We start from the raw sequence: 15110 nt of genomic DNA on the forward strand, positions 1-15110 counted from the left end.
TGTCAAGTTTCTTTTCTATGCATTAGTTGAATTGTAAAAAGACTTTTCAGAAAACATTTTCCATGCTATACTGCCCTTATGCGTGAAAGGAAGGATGATCAATATGGCACACGATTTACATTACGATGAATTGCGCAAACAGATCAGCGATTTGATTGCCTATGTACGCCAAAATAACGCAATCGAACCCTCTGTTTTTGAAAAATACAATGTCAAACGAGGGCTTCGTAATAAAAACGGCACCGGGGTTCTGGTGGGCATGACGCGCATCTCGGATGTTGTCGGCTATGCCATTGAAGACGGAAAGAAAATCCCTGTCAAAGGCCAGCTGAAATACCGCGGCATCCCACTCGATGATTTGATCAACGGTTTTATCGATGAAGAACGCTACGGCTATGAAGAAGTGGCCTACCTGCTCCTCTTCGGCCTTTTACCGACGGAAAAATCCTTGCTGCATTTTAATCAATTGCTCAGCCAGCGCCGTAATTTTCCGGCAACCTTTAAAGAAGACGTCATTTTAAAAACGCCTTCGCAGAACATCATGAACAAATTGCAGAGCATTATTTTGGCCCTCTACACCTATGATGACAATCCGGATGACGTATCCTTAGACAAGCTTTTAGCCCAATCCATCGACTTAATCGCAAAAGTCCCCCTGATGCTGGCCTACGCCTATCAAGCCAAACGACATTATTTTGATAATAAGAGTTTGATCCTCCACCAGCCCTTGATTGACGGCGGTACCGCTGAAAATATCCTGCACTTGACACGTCCGGACTCTCATTTTACCCGTCAAGAGGCAGAAATGCTGGACCTTTTGCTGTGTGTTCAGGCAGACCACGGCGGTGGTAACAACTCCGCCTTTGCCACCCACGTCGTCTCCTCCAGCGGCACCGACACCTATTCCGCCATCACCACCGCCATCGGCTCTTTAAAAGGCCCCCGCCACGGCGGTGCCAACCAACGGGTACACCAAATGGTTGAAGACATCAAAGGCCACGTCAAAGATTGGAAAAACGAAAAAGAACTGCGCGCCTACCTGGAAAAAATCATTGACGGCAAGGCCTTTGACGGCAGCGGTTTGATTTACGGGATGGGCCACGCCGTTTACACCAAAACTGACCCGCGGGCAGAATTATTGCAAGACAAGGCCCGGGCCTTGGCAGAAAAAACCGGTCATGTTCCTGAATATGAATTGATTACAGATATTGCCCGCCTGACTCAAGCCATTTTGAAAGATCGGAAGGGTCCGGATTACGATATCTGCGCCAACGTGGACTTGTACACAGGCGTTATTTTCGATATGCTCGGTATTGATGAGGACCTCTATACCCCCCTCTTTGCCGCAGCCCGTATGGTTGGCTGGTGCGCCCACCGCATGGAGCAGGTCATGGACAGCAAAATCATGCGCCCGGCCTATGTCTACCTGCCAAGCAACAACCTCACCTACACCCCCATCGCAGACCGCCACAGCATGAGCCGATAAGCTTAATTTTACAGCCTATAAGAAGAGGGTCCCGCATACTACTGCGGGGCCCTCTTCTTATATGGGCTCAAAACTCTCAAAAAAACAATTATAAGGCCTCTAACCCAACCACCAGGTCCTTCAACCAGGGGGCGTCAACCGTATGGATATTGCCCCGGTCACAGGCTTGTGCCAAGGCCGGATCAATGGGCACTTGGCCGCTAAGTTCGACCTGGTAGTCGCGGCACCATTGCTCAAGATGGCTCTCGCCAAAGATGGCGTGTTGATCACCGCAGGAGGGGCATTGAAAATAGGCCATGTTCTCTACAAGACCGAGCACGGGAATGTGGACCATGTCTGCCATTTTAACGGCTTTTTCTACAATCATCCCCACCAAGTCTTGGGGTGAGCTGACGACAATAATACCGTCCACCGGCAAGGATTGAAAAACCGTTTGCGCCACATCGCCTGTTCCCGGTGGCATGTCCACAAACAAGTAGTCAATATCGCCCCAGCAGACATCCGTCCAAAATTGCTCTACAGCACCGCCAATCATCGGGCCGCGCCATACGACCGGATCGGTATCCTTTGCCAAGAGCAAGTTAACAGACATGATTTTAATGTGATTCGCTGCTTCCACCGGCAGGATCTCTTGTCCATATATTTTTGCCTTTTCAGAAAGGCCAAACATACGGGGAATTGACGGGCCGGTGATGTCTGCATCCAAGATGGCGCATTGGTGGCCCTTTTTCTGCATGGCCGTTGCTAAAAGGGCGGTTACCAAGGACTTGCCCACGCCCCCCTTACCACTGATGACGCCAACCACCTTTTTAATTTTTGAATGTTGGTTGGCCGGTTTTAAAAGACTTTTGGGCCCCTGTCCGGAAGGGCAACCGCTAGCGCAAGAGCTGCAATTGTGCGAGCAATTGTTGTGGTCACTCATGCCACCCGCCTCCAGACCGGTCGTCCTGCTGATGATTGGCGCAAAAGTGACCTTGACCATGGCCGTGGTCATGGTCCGAGCAGCACACGTTCGGATTATAAGCGAGTTGGCCGGCCAGAAAATCCTCTGCGGCCTTATCCACCGAACCGGTGACGCCTCCATAAAAGTCAATGCCGGCATTATTTAAGGCCTCCTGAGCTCCGGGCCCAATATTGCCACAAATCACAAGATCAACCTTTAAGCCTTTTAAAAAGTCTGCCAGGGCACCATGGCCATGGCCTGCCGTATCCACCACTTCTGACGATTTAACGACCTGGTGGTCAACATCAAAAAGCTTAAAATGAGATGTCCTTCCAAAGTGTTGAAAGATTTGACCCTCATCATAAGTAATTGCGATTCTCATAAGTCCTCCCTCGTTGAAATCTGCAAAGGCTGTCTTTTACTTGACTGGAAAACAGCCTATCTGTCCATAAATACATACCGTAATCCATGCAATTTTATAGCTGGTCCTAAGGCAAATAAAGCCCTCGTTTAAATTCCATCCATAAGAATTTAAACGAGGGCTTTTATTCTATATTGCAGGTCACTTAACCGAGGAAAAGAAGCTTGGCCAAGGGATAGCCGATGAAGCTATAAACAAGCAAGGCCACCAGGCACATTGGGAAACCGTAGGCATAGATGTCTCGTGCTGCCAAGAGGTCCTTATTCCCGTGCATCATTCCGGCATGGGGAGAGGCGGCAGGTGTGAGCATGGCTACAAAGACCAACATGCCGACGCCGACCATCAGCGGTTCGCTGTTTAAACCCAGTTTTTCTGAGAAGCCCAAAATAACCGGCATCAGGACGACAGCCATGGCAGCGTTATTGGCAAAGTTGGTGATGACCAAGGCCACGGCAAACATGATGAACATAAAGGCAAACTCTGAACGGCCGCCTAGGACCGGTTCTAAAACCGTTACCAAAAAGGGTTTAATACCGGTGATATCCTGGGACAAGGCATTGCCCGCATAGACAGCGGAGATAATCAGGAACAAAACGCCCCAGTTGAACTGGCTGCTGGCCGCTTGCTGGAAGGGCAAGACCGGTTTGCCGTCAACCCGTAAAATCATCAAGACCACAATGACAAAGCCGGTTACCCCGATGACACCGGCACGGGCCAAAAGACCAATAACCGGCCAGGTTTTCGGTAAGAAGCCGGGCAGCAAGACCAAGGCGATAAAGACAAAAAGGGAAATGATGACATATTTTTGCTGTTTTGTCATCGCCGGCAAGGGGTGCTGGTTAAAATAATCCGTGTTGATATTTTTAATATTGGAAATATCCACCCGGATCACAAAGCGCATAAATGCCATGTAGATGAGGACAATCAGCATGCCCATGCTGAAGTTGACCACAATCCAGCTCAGCATGTCAATGGTAATGCCGGTGGCCTTTTCATAAGCCCCTAAAACGACGAGAATAGCGCCTTTAAAGGGCAACATCGGTTGGCCCAGCGTTGAGGACAGGAAGATACCGAAATTAAAGGTCGTCCAGAGCTTGTCCCCTTTTTTTACGCCAAAAGAAGACAGCATATCCATCCCGATGTTCCATACGATCAATAATGAAATGACCGGAGAGGTCATGGCCGCTAAAACAAAGCAGGCCAGGAAAAACATAAAAATAAAGACATAAGGTCTGCCGTTGATGATTTTACGGGTCACAAACCAGCGGGCAATGTACTTGGTCGCCCCCACGTGTTCAATAGCACCAAATAAAACCATGGCCAGCATAATCAGCACAACCGTATCGCTACCGAAGGCTTGTAGGCAGACTTGCTTAACCCCGGCATAGCCTTCAAATTCTTCGCCGGCCACACCGGATAGTCCTAAAAGAATAATACCTAAAATACTTGGCCAAATGGACCCGACGGTGGACCACAGGTAAACCATGCCTAAAAACACACCGGCCACGCGCATCCCCACAGGGGTGACCGTTAACACCGGGTTCAGCACGAACCAAAATAAGGCCATAATGCCAATCCCGATGGCCGCATGGATATAGGGCATCATCGATTGTTTTCTTGCTTGGGACATATCGTTCTCCTTTCAAATGAATACAAAAAAGCCATGACTGCTAACGACTTGAGTATATCACAATCATGGCTTAATACCTATATTATTTTTAAGCTATATAGAAGTCCAATATTCCCATAGACACCGCCTATAGGCGCCGATAAGCGGCCGGTCCGGAAACGTATATGTTGCCGCCATAAGCATCTGTTGCGACAATCAAGGGGAACCGTTCCACCTCCAGCCGTCTGATGGCTTCTGTCCCTAGATCGGCAAAGGCCACCACTTCTGCGGAGCGAATGCATTGGCCAATCAAGGCCCCTGCCCCACCCACGGCTGCAAAATAAAGGGCACCGGTCTCCGCCATTGCCGACAGGACCGCTTCATTCCGCGGTCCCTTGCCAATCATCCCGGCCAAGTGGGCTTGCCGCAAAAGCTGGGGGCTGAAAGCATCCATGCGCCCGGCGGTGGTTGGCCCGATGGACCCTACCACTGCACCCGGTTTAGCCGGCGTCGGCCCGGCAAAGTAGATAATTTGACCCTCCAGGTCCAGTGGCAAGGGTTGACCCGCATCCAAAAGTTGGCAAAGCCGTTGATGCGCCTTGTCGCGACCTGTGTAAATCGTCCCGGTCAGCATCAGGCAATCGCCCGCCCGTAAGGGCGCCAGCAAGTCGCCGGCCCGAGCCGGATCCCAGACCAGCTCCTGGATTTTTTGCTGGGCATTAGTCATGGTCAGCCACCCCTTCCAAGGTCACCGAAGCGTGGCGCACCGCATGGCAATTCAGGTTGACCGCCACCGGCAACATGGCAATGTGGGCGGGAAAGGTCTTAATGTGGACCGCCAGGGCGGTTGTCGCACCGCCGAAACCCTGGGGCCCGATGCCCAATTGATTGATGTCTTTAAGCAAGCGGTTTTCCAAGGCAGCGTAGCGCGGATCCGGGTGGGCGGCTTCCACCGGTTCCAAAAGGGCCTCTTTGGCCAAGAGCGTTGCCTTTTCCATAGAACCGCCAATGCCCACACCAACGGTAATCGGCGGGCAGGGGTTGCCGCCGGCTCGACGAACCGCCTCCATAACAAAACGGTAGACCCCTTCTTCGCCCTGCGTCGGCTTGAGCAAGCCTAAAGCCCCCATATTTTCAGCACCACCGCCCTTGGGCATCAGGGTGATGGTCAACCGGTCACCCGGCACCAATCGCCAATGCAGCACGGCCGGCAAATTATTACCGGTATTCTTCCGGTCAAACACCGGCTCCTCCACCATGGAAGCCCGACAATAAGCCGCCTGATAGCCTTCTGCAATACCCGCTTGGATGGCTTTTTCCGCCTCTCCGCCTATAAGGCGCAGGTCCTGTCCCAGGTCTAGAAAGACGACCACCAGCCCGGTATCTTGGCACATGGGTACCTCATCAGCTGCCGCCAAACGCGCATTATCACAAATTTGCTCCAGGGCATACCGCCCCAATGGCGATGGTTCCGTTGCGGCCGCATCGGTCAAGGCCGACGACACATCTGCCGGCAAGTGACTGTTGACCGCCTGCGCCAATTGACGCACCGCTGCCTGAATGACCTCAACGGAAATAACTTTTGTCCCGGTCATTTGGCTTCAATGGCCTTGGTCAAGGGGGGAACCACCTGCTTCTTCCGCGACACAACGCCCGGCAGCTGAATCACCTGGTCTGCCACTTTCCCACCGAAGGCAGCTTCCACTTCCGCCAAGCCGTCACCGGCGACCAGGGCAACCGAATTGTTTTCCAGGATATCGGTCATTAAGAGCAAGAAGAGGTCATAACCGTCTTTTGCATTGCTTTCTGCCATCAGGTCCAGGAGCTGGGCCTTGCGCGCCAACAATTCATCTGTGTCAACCGTATTGACTTGCCCAATGCGCACGGTGCGGCTGCCCATGGGGAAGCTTTTGGCATCCATGGTCAAAAGGTCTGCATCAGATTTGGCGGACAAGTCTGTACCGGCTTTAAGCAGGGCCAGGCCATAGGTCTGGACGTCCACACCGGCAATATCAGCCAGGGCAGCCAGGGCTTTTTCATCCTCCGGTGTGCAGGTCGGCGATTTTAACAGCAGGGTATCGCTGATAATGGCCGACAGCATCAAGCCGGCAATATTTTTTGGAATGGCCACGCCGGCTTCCTGGTAAAGTTTATAGATGATGGTATTGCTGCAGCCAACCGGTTCTGCCCGGTACATCAGCGGTTCTGCCGTTTCAAAATTGGCAATCCGGTGGTGGTCAATGACCGATATAATCGTAGCCTGGTCCCGTCCCGGAACGCTTTGCTGGGCTTCATTGTGATCCACCAGGGCCAATTGGTCTCCTTCTGTAACCCCCTCAATGATTTCCGGCGCCTCAAAGCCAAATTCTTTCAATGCATAGGCGGTTTCTTCATTTGGGCTGCCGAGCGCCACAGGTTTGGCGCTTTTTCCGGTGCTGTTTAAGAGATTGGCATAGCTGATAGCAGATACAATAGAGTCCGTATCCGGATTGCGGTGTCCTGAAACAAGAATGGTTGACATATTTTTCCTCTTTTCTTTTAAACTTCCCTACAAACGACTGTTGTGTTCTGAACCTTTAAAGGATAAAAGCTGGGATAAGTCTTTTTGGGCGGTATAAATACTCTCCTGACCCGCCACCACATGCGCCGTTACACAGACAATAAAAAAGTACGGCAGGGCCTCCGGTCCGAAGAGTTCCACCCCTAAAAATACAGGGGCTAAAAAAGTCCGCGTAGCCGCGCCAAAGACTGAACAAGCGCCACAAGCGGCGACCAGAGCCGGTGTCACCCCGACCGCCTCTCCCAGGATAACGCCCAAGCTGGCACCGATAACAAAGCAGGGCGCCAGTTCCCCACCTTGAAAGCCGGCAGAAAGCGTCAGCACGGTCAGGACCAGCTTGAGCGCCCAATCCCAGGGATAAACCCGGCCGCCGGTAAAGGCGCTGTAAAACAAATCATTCGACAGGCCACTGTAGCGACCGGTCCCCAAGGCCAAAAAGACGATGCCCAAAAGGGTCCCGATGATAAAAATACGCAAAACCGGATTGGGAATCCAATCGGCAAAAACCATCCGACATTTGATCAATCCAATGGCAAAAAAGCGACCGACTAGGCCGAAGGCAAGGCCAAAACCGATCAGGCACACCAGCAAATGAAAGTCAATGCCCAGCATCTCAATATGACCGAGATTAAAGCTCTGAAGTCCCAGGGTCCGCGCCGTAAAATCCGCCGTCCAGGCCGCCACAATAGCCGGCACCAAGGCATCGTAAAAAATTGAGCCGACCACCAGCACTTCCAGGGCAAAAAAGGTCCCCGCCATCGGCGTGCCGAAAAGCCCGCCAAAACCGGCCGCCATACCTGCCAAGACCAGCACCCGAGGGTGGACCTGTAGGGGCAGCACATTGCCGATGTTGTTGGCAACGGTCGCCCCAATCTGGACCGCCACCCCTTCCCGTCCGGCGCTGCCGCCAAAAAGATGGGTCAACCAGGTGGCAATAACGGTCAGCGGAATCATGCGGATGGGGATATGTTCATCTTCTTCATACCCAACCGCAAAAATAAGCGCCATACCCCGTTGGGCCCGTCCGCCGAACCGCAAGTATACGGTCATAATGGCGATGCCGACCACCCCCAGGAAGGGCATAAAATACAGCGGATGCTGGTCGCGACAGGCATTCAGCCAAATAAGTCCCCGGCCGAAAACCGCATCCAAAATACCGACGACCAAGCCAATGAGCGCAGCGATTGCCGCATAAAAAAAGACGCGACCCATAGCGCGCGCATATCGCTTGAGCCATTCGCCGAATGCCTGCGGATTCCACGGATGAATGCCCTGCCAGTGCGCGCGGTTGTAGCCAAGCCGTCGTTTTAAATTTTTCGTATGCCTCCCCTCCCCTTTATCGCCTTCTAGTCTATGGCATATTTTATCATTCACAGCGCCCGCTTTCAACACTCAGCCGCTGGGGCCCTGGCCACAGCCACCGCTTCCAGTCTAAGCGGCAGGCCTTTGCCTGCCGCCCGGGGGCTAACCCGGTAAAATTTTACTTTTTTCGTAAAATTTGGCCCAAAGATTGTCTGATAAAAAGCAAGGCTCTTGAACGTTTATTTTAAATGAGATATACTATTTTAAAAATATTATTGTCAGTTGATTTTCATTTTTTGAGGAGTGTCGTTTTATGGGTGATGATCCTGGGAGTCCCCAGTTGGCTTACTGGCTGGTACTCATTATTTTATTTGTAATTCATGTTTTTCTGGCCGCTTCAGAAATGGCTATTGTATCCTCTGATAAGGGGAAACTGCAAGACCAGGCCGAAGATGGGGACCGGCGTGCCCAACGGCTCTTGACCCTTTTAGGGACACCGTCCCGGTTGATCACAGCCATTCACATGACGATGAACGTCATCAGTTTAGGCATTGCGGCCTTGTTAACCGTTCATTTTTCGCCACTGGTGGGCGTCTGGTTGGCGGCTAAAACAGGCATCCCTTATCTTTATAACATCACACTTATGCTGATGCTATTTATCATAAGTTTTTTGATGCTGACCTTTGGCGAGTCCATCCCCAAGCGGATTGTGCTACAAGCACCTGAACGATTTGCCTTTACCGCCAATTGGTTTTTAGCCATGTTAGCCCTGGTAACAAAACCTTTTCTCCGCTGCATGTCAGGCACAACCAATACCGCCCTGCGTCTCCTCGGCTTTGACGCCACACGGACAGAAGAACGCGTCACCCGTGAAGAAATTCGTTCTATTGTCGAAGTCGGTCAAGAGCAAGGGGTCATCAACCCCCACGAGCGTGAGATGATCGATTCGGTCATTTCTTTTGATGACAAACAGGCTGAAGAAGTCATGACCGCGCGGACAGAAGTCTTTATGATTGATATTACCGACCCGCTGGAGCACTACATTTCTGAGATGCTGTCTTTGAAATATTCCCGGATTCCTGTCTATGAGGACAACCCGGATAACATCATCGGCATCCTGTATTTAAAAGACTTCTTCATTCAGGCCTATAAAAAGCGTTCCTTTAGCGATGTCAACATCCGGGGCATCCTCCGGCCGGCCTATCTCATTCCTGAACGGAAAAATATCAACGACCTCTTTTGCGAAATGCAGGACAACCAGCGTCATATGGCGCTTTTAATTGATGAGTACGGCGGTTTTTCAGGTTTGGTCACCATGGAGGACCTGATTGAAGAAATTGTCGGCGATATTGATGATGAATACGACCACGATGAACCGGATATTTACCCCACCGGTGAAAATACCTATCACGTTCACGGCACGATTTCCATTAAGGAATTTAACAGCGAAATCGGGTCAGATATTGATGAGGACTCGGATGATTTTGATACCATCGGCGGTTTTTTAATCAATATGCTGGATTATATTCCTGAAGATGGCGAACGCCCGGTGGTGGAAGTCGATAACCTTATTTTTCATATTTTGCGCGTTGAAGAAAAGCGAATCAAGGATATCCGCGTGCGAATCCTGCCGGACAGCCACGAGGATGAAGCATAAACAAAAGCACGCAGGATTTTTTCTGCGTGCTTTTGCGCATTGTTTTGTAAGGAAGCCAGTAACTCTTAGCCACTGATGGACGAATGGAGGGGGCCTTTATGCCGCAACAAACCAATCTCTTTTCACAAATAGGCAATGCCGCCCGACAAAAAATGGCGCCCTTGGCAGACCGTATGCGGCCGTCAACCTTGAACGAGATCCTCGGTCAAGAGCACATTTTGGCACCGGGCAAACTCTTGCGCCGGGCCATCGAAACGGACCGGCTCTCTTCGCTGATTTTCTGGGGACCTCCGGGAACCGGCAAGACAACCCTAGCCCGGGTGATTGCCGGCGTCAACGACCGGCCTTTTGAACAATTAAACGCCGTGACCGACGGTATCGGGGACTTGCGGAAATTGATTGCCGAAGCTGAAGACAGGCTCAACTTGTACGGCAAACAGACCCTTCTTTTTATTGACGAAATCCACCGCTTTAATAAGGCCCAGCAAGACGGCCTCTTACCGGCGGTGGAAAAAGGAACGGTGGTCTTAATCGGCGCAACCACACAAAATCCTTACTTCAGCTTAAATGCCGCCCTCTTATCCCGCTCAATGATTTTTGCTTTGGCCGCCTTGGATGAAACTGCCATCATCAGCTTGCTGAAACGGGCCTTGACCGACCGGGAAAAAGGCCTGGGCAATTTTCAAACCGATGTGTCGGAAGAAGCCCTGGCCCATTTGGCCCATTACGCCCAAGGAGATGCCCGCAGCGCTTTAAACGGCTTGGAATTGGCCGTGCTCTCCACCCCGCCCGATCAGGCAGGCATTCGCCGAGTAGATTTGGCTGCAGCTGAAGAAAGCATCCAGCGCCCGGCTGTGGTCTATGACGGTACCGGCGATGAACATTACGACATTATTTCCGCCTTTATCAAAAGCGTACGGGGCAGCGATGTGCAGGCCGCCCTTCATTATATGGCCCGGATGCTGGACGCCGGCGAAGACCCGCTCTTCATCGCCCGCCGGTTAATTATTCTCTCTTGCGAGGACATCGGCATGGCCGATCCTCAGGCCCTGGTCATTGCCCAAAGCGCCGCCGATGCGCTGCAATTCATCGGGATGCCGGAAGGGCGGATTATTTTAAGCCAGGCCTGCGTCTACCTTTGTGAAGCGCCCAAATCCAACGCAGCTTATCTGGCCATTGATGCGGCCTTGTCGGATGTCCGCCAGGGACGCACCGGCCCGGTTCCCCTGCACTTAAAAGACAGCCACTACAAAGGGGCCAAGCAAATGGGCTACGGCCAGGGCTACCTGTACCCGCACGATTATCCCCAGCACCAGGTGGCCCAAGCCTATCTGCCGGAAGCCGTCCGAGACGCTGTCTACTATACGCCTGATGATACCGTGCCTAAAAGAAAGGACAAGCCATCTTGAACACCATTGCACTCGGAATGAGCGGCGGCGTGGACAGCTCCGTTGCCGTCCACCTGTTACAAAAAGCCGGCTGGAAGGTCGTCGGCCTACACTTAAAACTCACGGCCCATACGGGGCGTGATGACAGCGCCGCTGCTGATGCCCGCCGGGTAGCGGATTTCTTCGGCATCCCGCTGCACATCATCGATGCACAAGCGGATTTTGAAAGCCTGGTCACCAGCCCCTTTGCGGAGGCTTACCTCAAGGGCCAAACCCCAAACCCCTGCATCCGCTGCAACCGCCTGATTAAATTCGGGCGGCTATGGCAAGAAGCTCAGGCCCTTGGCGCGACCCATTTGGCCACCGGTCACTATGCCCGCATAAGAACCCTGAACGGTGACACCGGCTTATTCCGTGGCGCTGACCACCAAAAGGACCAGAGTTATTTTTTATACGGCATCAACCGGACCCTTTTGCCGCAAGTCCGCTTTCCCTTAGGCGATTACACCAAGCCGGAAATCCGGGCCATTGCGGCAGACCTAAACCTGCCTGTGGCCTCTAAAAGTGACAGCCAGGAAATTTGTTTTATTGATGACGATGACTATGCCCGCTGGTTGGAAAGAAATTGTGACGATTTACCCCACCAGGGAACCTTTGTTGCCTCTGACGGCAGCCTTCTCGGCCACCATCAAGGGGCCTGGCGCTTTACCATTGGCCAGCGCAAAGGGCTGGGCTTGGCCCTCGGTTATCCGGCCTATGTGGAAAAGATTGATGCCGCATCTGGCCAGGTTGTCATTGGAGACGGCACCGCCCTCTATCGGCAAGAGTTAACGGCCCATGATTTAAATTGGCTCTTGCCCCTTAACCCTGAAAGCGGCCGGGCTACCGTTAAAATACGGTCACGCGGCGAAGGCGCACCGGCCAAGTGGCAGGTTGAAAACAAGCGGCTGACCGTTCACTTTCAGCAACCCATCCGCGCCATCACCCCCGGGCAAAGCGTCGTCTTATATGACGGGGACCGGGTCATCGGCGGCGGCATTATTGATTGAGATCTTTGTAAAGGAGGTTTTTACTATTGGATATGACAGCAAAGCAAAAACTCTACCGCCTTTTTTTGGAGAACTTCAAACATGGGGAAGTCAGTTTGCAAGACATTAACAGCTGTTTAAAGGAGCAACATATTTCGGTAAAAAAATACGGCTACGCCAGCCTGCCCGACCTGCTCTTCGATTTGCCCGAATTCATTGAAGGCCGGGCCACCAAGCCCACTGAAACCGTCCGCTTTTTTTCCTGGAACCAGCATAAAAATAGCCGAGGGCCGCAACAAAGCAGCGGACAGGCAGAAGAGGCCCGGAGCCTGGCCCCCAGCATGATTCCGGACCGGCTTCTCCCGGTAGCCCGGCTAGAAGACAAGACCATGGCGGTCCTATCCGATAAGGTGCGCAAGGCAGACGCCGCCCTTCCCTATTTAATTGAAGCCGCCTACCAGCAAGCCAAGGCCACCAACCGGCTGGATACCAAGAACAACACCTTACGCTTTTTCATGGACTCCTACAACATGCTGGAACCCTCCCTCCTACTTACCTTTAAACGCATCCGCCCGGATGAAGACGGACACCACCTGACCTTTCAGTATGTGGACGACAGCGGCCTTTCCTTTGACCTGGCCGGCAGCCTATCGGCTCAAAACCCTGTGAAAGCCTTGGAAAATTTTGCCTTTCTCGGGCGCTGGGAAGATTTTTTACAGGAATTGGCAGACTTGGCCATTCCGGAAGAATGGGACTTTTGCGGCAGCCGCAATCGAAATTATTATATTCTTAAAAAATACATCCAGTACACCTTTTACCGTCTGCTTCTGGAAGAAAAAGTCGCCATTTCCAAGGACCGTCGGTTTGCAGCCTTTAACACCGGTTTGGTAACCGTCCACTACGATGACATTTATGCCTGCTTTGAGCCCAACAGCGCCGGGTCATCGCCCTGGCTCTTCAAGGAATTCACCACCGCCGGCCATCGCGGCCTGGGCAAAGATTTGGTACACCGCTTTAACCCCCTGCCGCAAACGGTCACCTACTTTACCCGCAAAGAAGACCTCCTCTTTGATTTGGATAAAACCTTAATTATTGATTTTGACCACATCATCTTAGAGAACTTAAACCGCTTTGACCACCAATTCCTGGTCAACGAGTGCAGCAGCAACGCACAAGCTGAAGCCCTCTTGAAAAAAATCCGCCACACCGGCGATTACGACACCCGCAACCAGCTCTACAGTGACCTGCGGACGGTGATTGAATCCCACACCGCAATCTACAATCGCTTAAAGAACCGCCTGGATGACGCCACCGAACTGGCCCGCCGGCAGGTCCGCTGGAATTTCAAGACAGCCGTCCCCTCCTACTATCCCTCCCGCAACACCATGAACCTCATGCTTCCCCTACACCTCAGCCAGCCCGGCATTGTCGACAACGTCCTCGTCGTCGAATTAACCCCCGCCGGCAACTACCAGGGCCAGACCATCCTGACCTTAGAACAGGCCTACATTGATGCCCGGTTGGTCACCTCACCGGAAGCCAATTGGCTAAGCACCAGCTCCGTTATGAATTGCCAGTTGGAAGACTGACCTCACGCTCAGGAATGACGTTCCCTCAAAGAAAAATTCAAATAAAAATCCCCTCTTTACTGTAAATAATTCAGTAAAGAGGGGATTTCTCACATTAGCACCTAGTCCAGTTTTGTCAAACCTTCTTACCAATTAATAACCGATGCCATAATATTGGTATAGGCCCAATGATCCGGAGATAGATCTGTATACTGTTTAAATCGCTCTTGGTTATCCTTTACAAAGGATTGGTCTGCAACGCGACCTGTGAGACGATTAACAATACAAACTGCCTCCGCCCTGGTGATACGCTTATCAGGCCCAAAGCTACCATCTGGATAGCCAAAAATAAATCCAGCCTCTGAACATTGGCGTATAGGCAGAGCCGCCCAGTTATCATTAGGCACATCAGGAAAATAAGTTGCTCGCTGATTATTCAACTTCATATTTTTTTGAAGGGCAAATCGGTAACATAAGGATGTAAATTCCGCTCTAGTAATTTCCCCTTGTGGCTTAAAGGTACCGTCCGGATAGCCGGTCAAAAAACCTAGAGCATTCATCCGATTAACAGCCCCACTATACCAGGCACTACTATCAACATCCGAATAAGGAGCCTGCTGAGCATCATTCTTTAAAGCGAACAAACGATCAAATAAAGCGACTGCTTCAGCGCGGGTAATTGAAAAATCAGGGCGGAAAGTTCTATCCGGATAACCCTCCATATACGCAGCAAAGCGAATTTCTTTAAGGCCTTGAATAGCAGCCACAACTCGCTTGTTCATATCCTCATAATCTTTTTTCACAGCATCTGAACGCTCCATAAGCTGGCGTCCTTCGTTTAGAACAGTTTTTCCTTCAATATGAGCCTCTGAATTTTCATTTTGATCTTTATTAAGTTTTTGCTCCAATTGATCAAGGTTATCCTTTAGAACCTTTTTTTCTGTATCCGGACCTGGTGTAGGAAGCACTATTCCACCGCCACCAGGGGTTCCACCCATATGACCGCCCGTTCCACCGCCCGGATTATTTTGTTTATCCTGTTCTTTTTCAGCGCTAGCGGTAAACTCATGCTGGTCTGCACTAATGGCTGTATTTTCTGCCGGATTCCAGCCGGGGTTCTTGTAACCGTCTTTTACGGTAATTTTAGG

The 15110-nt window shown here is 51.5% G+C and carries 13 protein-coding genes; 5 read left to right on the top strand and 8 right to left on the bottom strand.

Features of this window, described 5'->3' with window-relative positions:
- Positions 1 to 103 precede the first annotated feature (103 nt).
- Positions 104 to 1486, top strand: coding sequence for a citrate synthase (locus tag BLQ16_RS01665; protein WP_091791014.1), 1383 nt, complete (start codon positions 104 to 106; stop codon positions 1484 to 1486).
- A gap of 88 nt (positions 1487 to 1574) precedes the next feature.
- Here BLQ16_RS01665 and BLQ16_RS01670 read toward each other — a convergent pair whose 3' ends face one another.
- The 7 genes from BLQ16_RS01670 to BLQ16_RS01700 form a co-directional block, all read right to left on the bottom strand.
- Positions 1575 to 2408: an Mrp/NBP35 family ATP-binding protein gene (locus BLQ16_RS01670; protein WP_091791015.1), complete on the bottom strand. Its 834-nt coding sequence runs from the start codon at positions 2406 to 2408 to the stop codon at positions 1575 to 1577.
- On the bottom strand, positions 2401 to 2811 hold the full coding sequence (locus BLQ16_RS01675) for a NifB/NifX family molybdenum-iron cluster-binding protein (RefSeq protein ID WP_091791016.1): 411 nt from the start codon (positions 2809 to 2811) through the stop codon (positions 2401 to 2403). Before BLQ16_RS01675 ends, BLQ16_RS01670 begins: the two co-directional genes overlap by 8 nt.
- A 184-nt stretch (positions 2812 to 2995) precedes the next feature.
- Positions 2996 to 4480: an SLC13 family permease gene (locus BLQ16_RS01680; RefSeq protein ID WP_242868925.1), complete on the bottom strand. Its 1485-nt coding sequence runs from the start codon at positions 4478 to 4480 to the stop codon at positions 2996 to 2998.
- Positions 4481 to 4607: 127 nt separating this feature from the next.
- Entirely contained in the window at positions 4608 to 5186 is a 579-nt protein-coding gene (locus tag BLQ16_RS01685; protein WP_091791017.1) for a FumA C-terminus/TtdB family hydratase beta subunit, read from the bottom strand.
- Positions 5179 to 6054 (bottom strand): fumarate hydratase, encoded by an 876-nt coding sequence (locus BLQ16_RS01690; RefSeq protein ID WP_091791018.1) that lies wholly within the window; start codon positions 6052 to 6054, stop codon positions 5179 to 5181. Before BLQ16_RS01690 ends, BLQ16_RS01685 begins: the two co-directional genes overlap by 8 nt.
- Positions 6051 to 6980, bottom strand: coding sequence for a manganese-dependent inorganic pyrophosphatase (locus BLQ16_RS01695; protein WP_091791019.1), 930 nt, complete (start codon positions 6978 to 6980; stop codon positions 6051 to 6053). The genes BLQ16_RS01690 and BLQ16_RS01695 overlap by 4 nt, the downstream gene beginning before the upstream one ends.
- Positions 6981 to 7007: 27 nt before the next feature.
- Positions 7008 to 8393 (bottom strand): chloride channel protein, encoded by a 1386-nt coding sequence (locus BLQ16_RS01700; RefSeq protein WP_200781853.1) that lies wholly within the window; start codon positions 8391 to 8393, stop codon positions 7008 to 7010.
- Positions 8394 to 8634: 241 nt separating this feature from the next.
- On the opposite strand from BLQ16_RS01700, the gene BLQ16_RS01705 reads away from it, so the two are divergent.
- From BLQ16_RS01705 to BLQ16_RS01720, 4 genes are all read left to right on the top strand, one after another.
- Positions 8635 to 9978 carry a hemolysin family protein gene (locus tag BLQ16_RS01705; protein ID WP_091791021.1) on the top strand — a complete coding sequence of 448 codons (1344 nt, stop codon included), beginning with the start codon at positions 8635 to 8637 and terminating at the stop codon, positions 9976 to 9978.
- 98 nt (positions 9979 to 10076) lie between these two features.
- Positions 10077 to 11387 carry a replication-associated recombination protein A gene (locus tag BLQ16_RS01710; protein WP_091791022.1) on the top strand — a complete coding sequence of 437 codons (1311 nt, stop codon included), beginning with the start codon at positions 10077 to 10079 and terminating at the stop codon, positions 11385 to 11387.
- The gene (mnmA, locus tag BLQ16_RS01715; RefSeq protein ID WP_091791023.1) at positions 11384 to 12415 is read left to right on the top strand and encodes a tRNA 2-thiouridine(34) synthase MnmA; all 1032 of its coding nucleotides are present in this window, start codon (positions 11384 to 11386) and stop codon (positions 12413 to 12415) included. The genes BLQ16_RS01710 and mnmA overlap by 4 nt, the downstream gene beginning before the upstream one ends.
- Before the next feature lie 32 nt (positions 12416 to 12447).
- A complete protein-coding gene (locus BLQ16_RS01720) occupies positions 12448 to 13983 on the top strand; it encodes a DUF3825 domain-containing protein (RefSeq protein ID WP_242868927.1) in 1536 nt (511 codons plus the stop codon).
- Positions 13984 to 14108: 125 nt separating this feature from the next.
- Here BLQ16_RS01720 and BLQ16_RS01725 read toward each other — a convergent pair.
- Positions 14109 to 15110 (bottom strand): S-layer homology domain-containing protein (locus BLQ16_RS01725; protein WP_144019642.1); only part of this gene is annotated, 1002 nt, incomplete at its 5' end.

Source organism: Peptococcus niger (genome assembly GCF_900101835.1).
Lineage (GTDB): Bacteria > Bacillota > Peptococcia > Peptococcales > Peptococcaceae > Peptococcus > Peptococcus niger.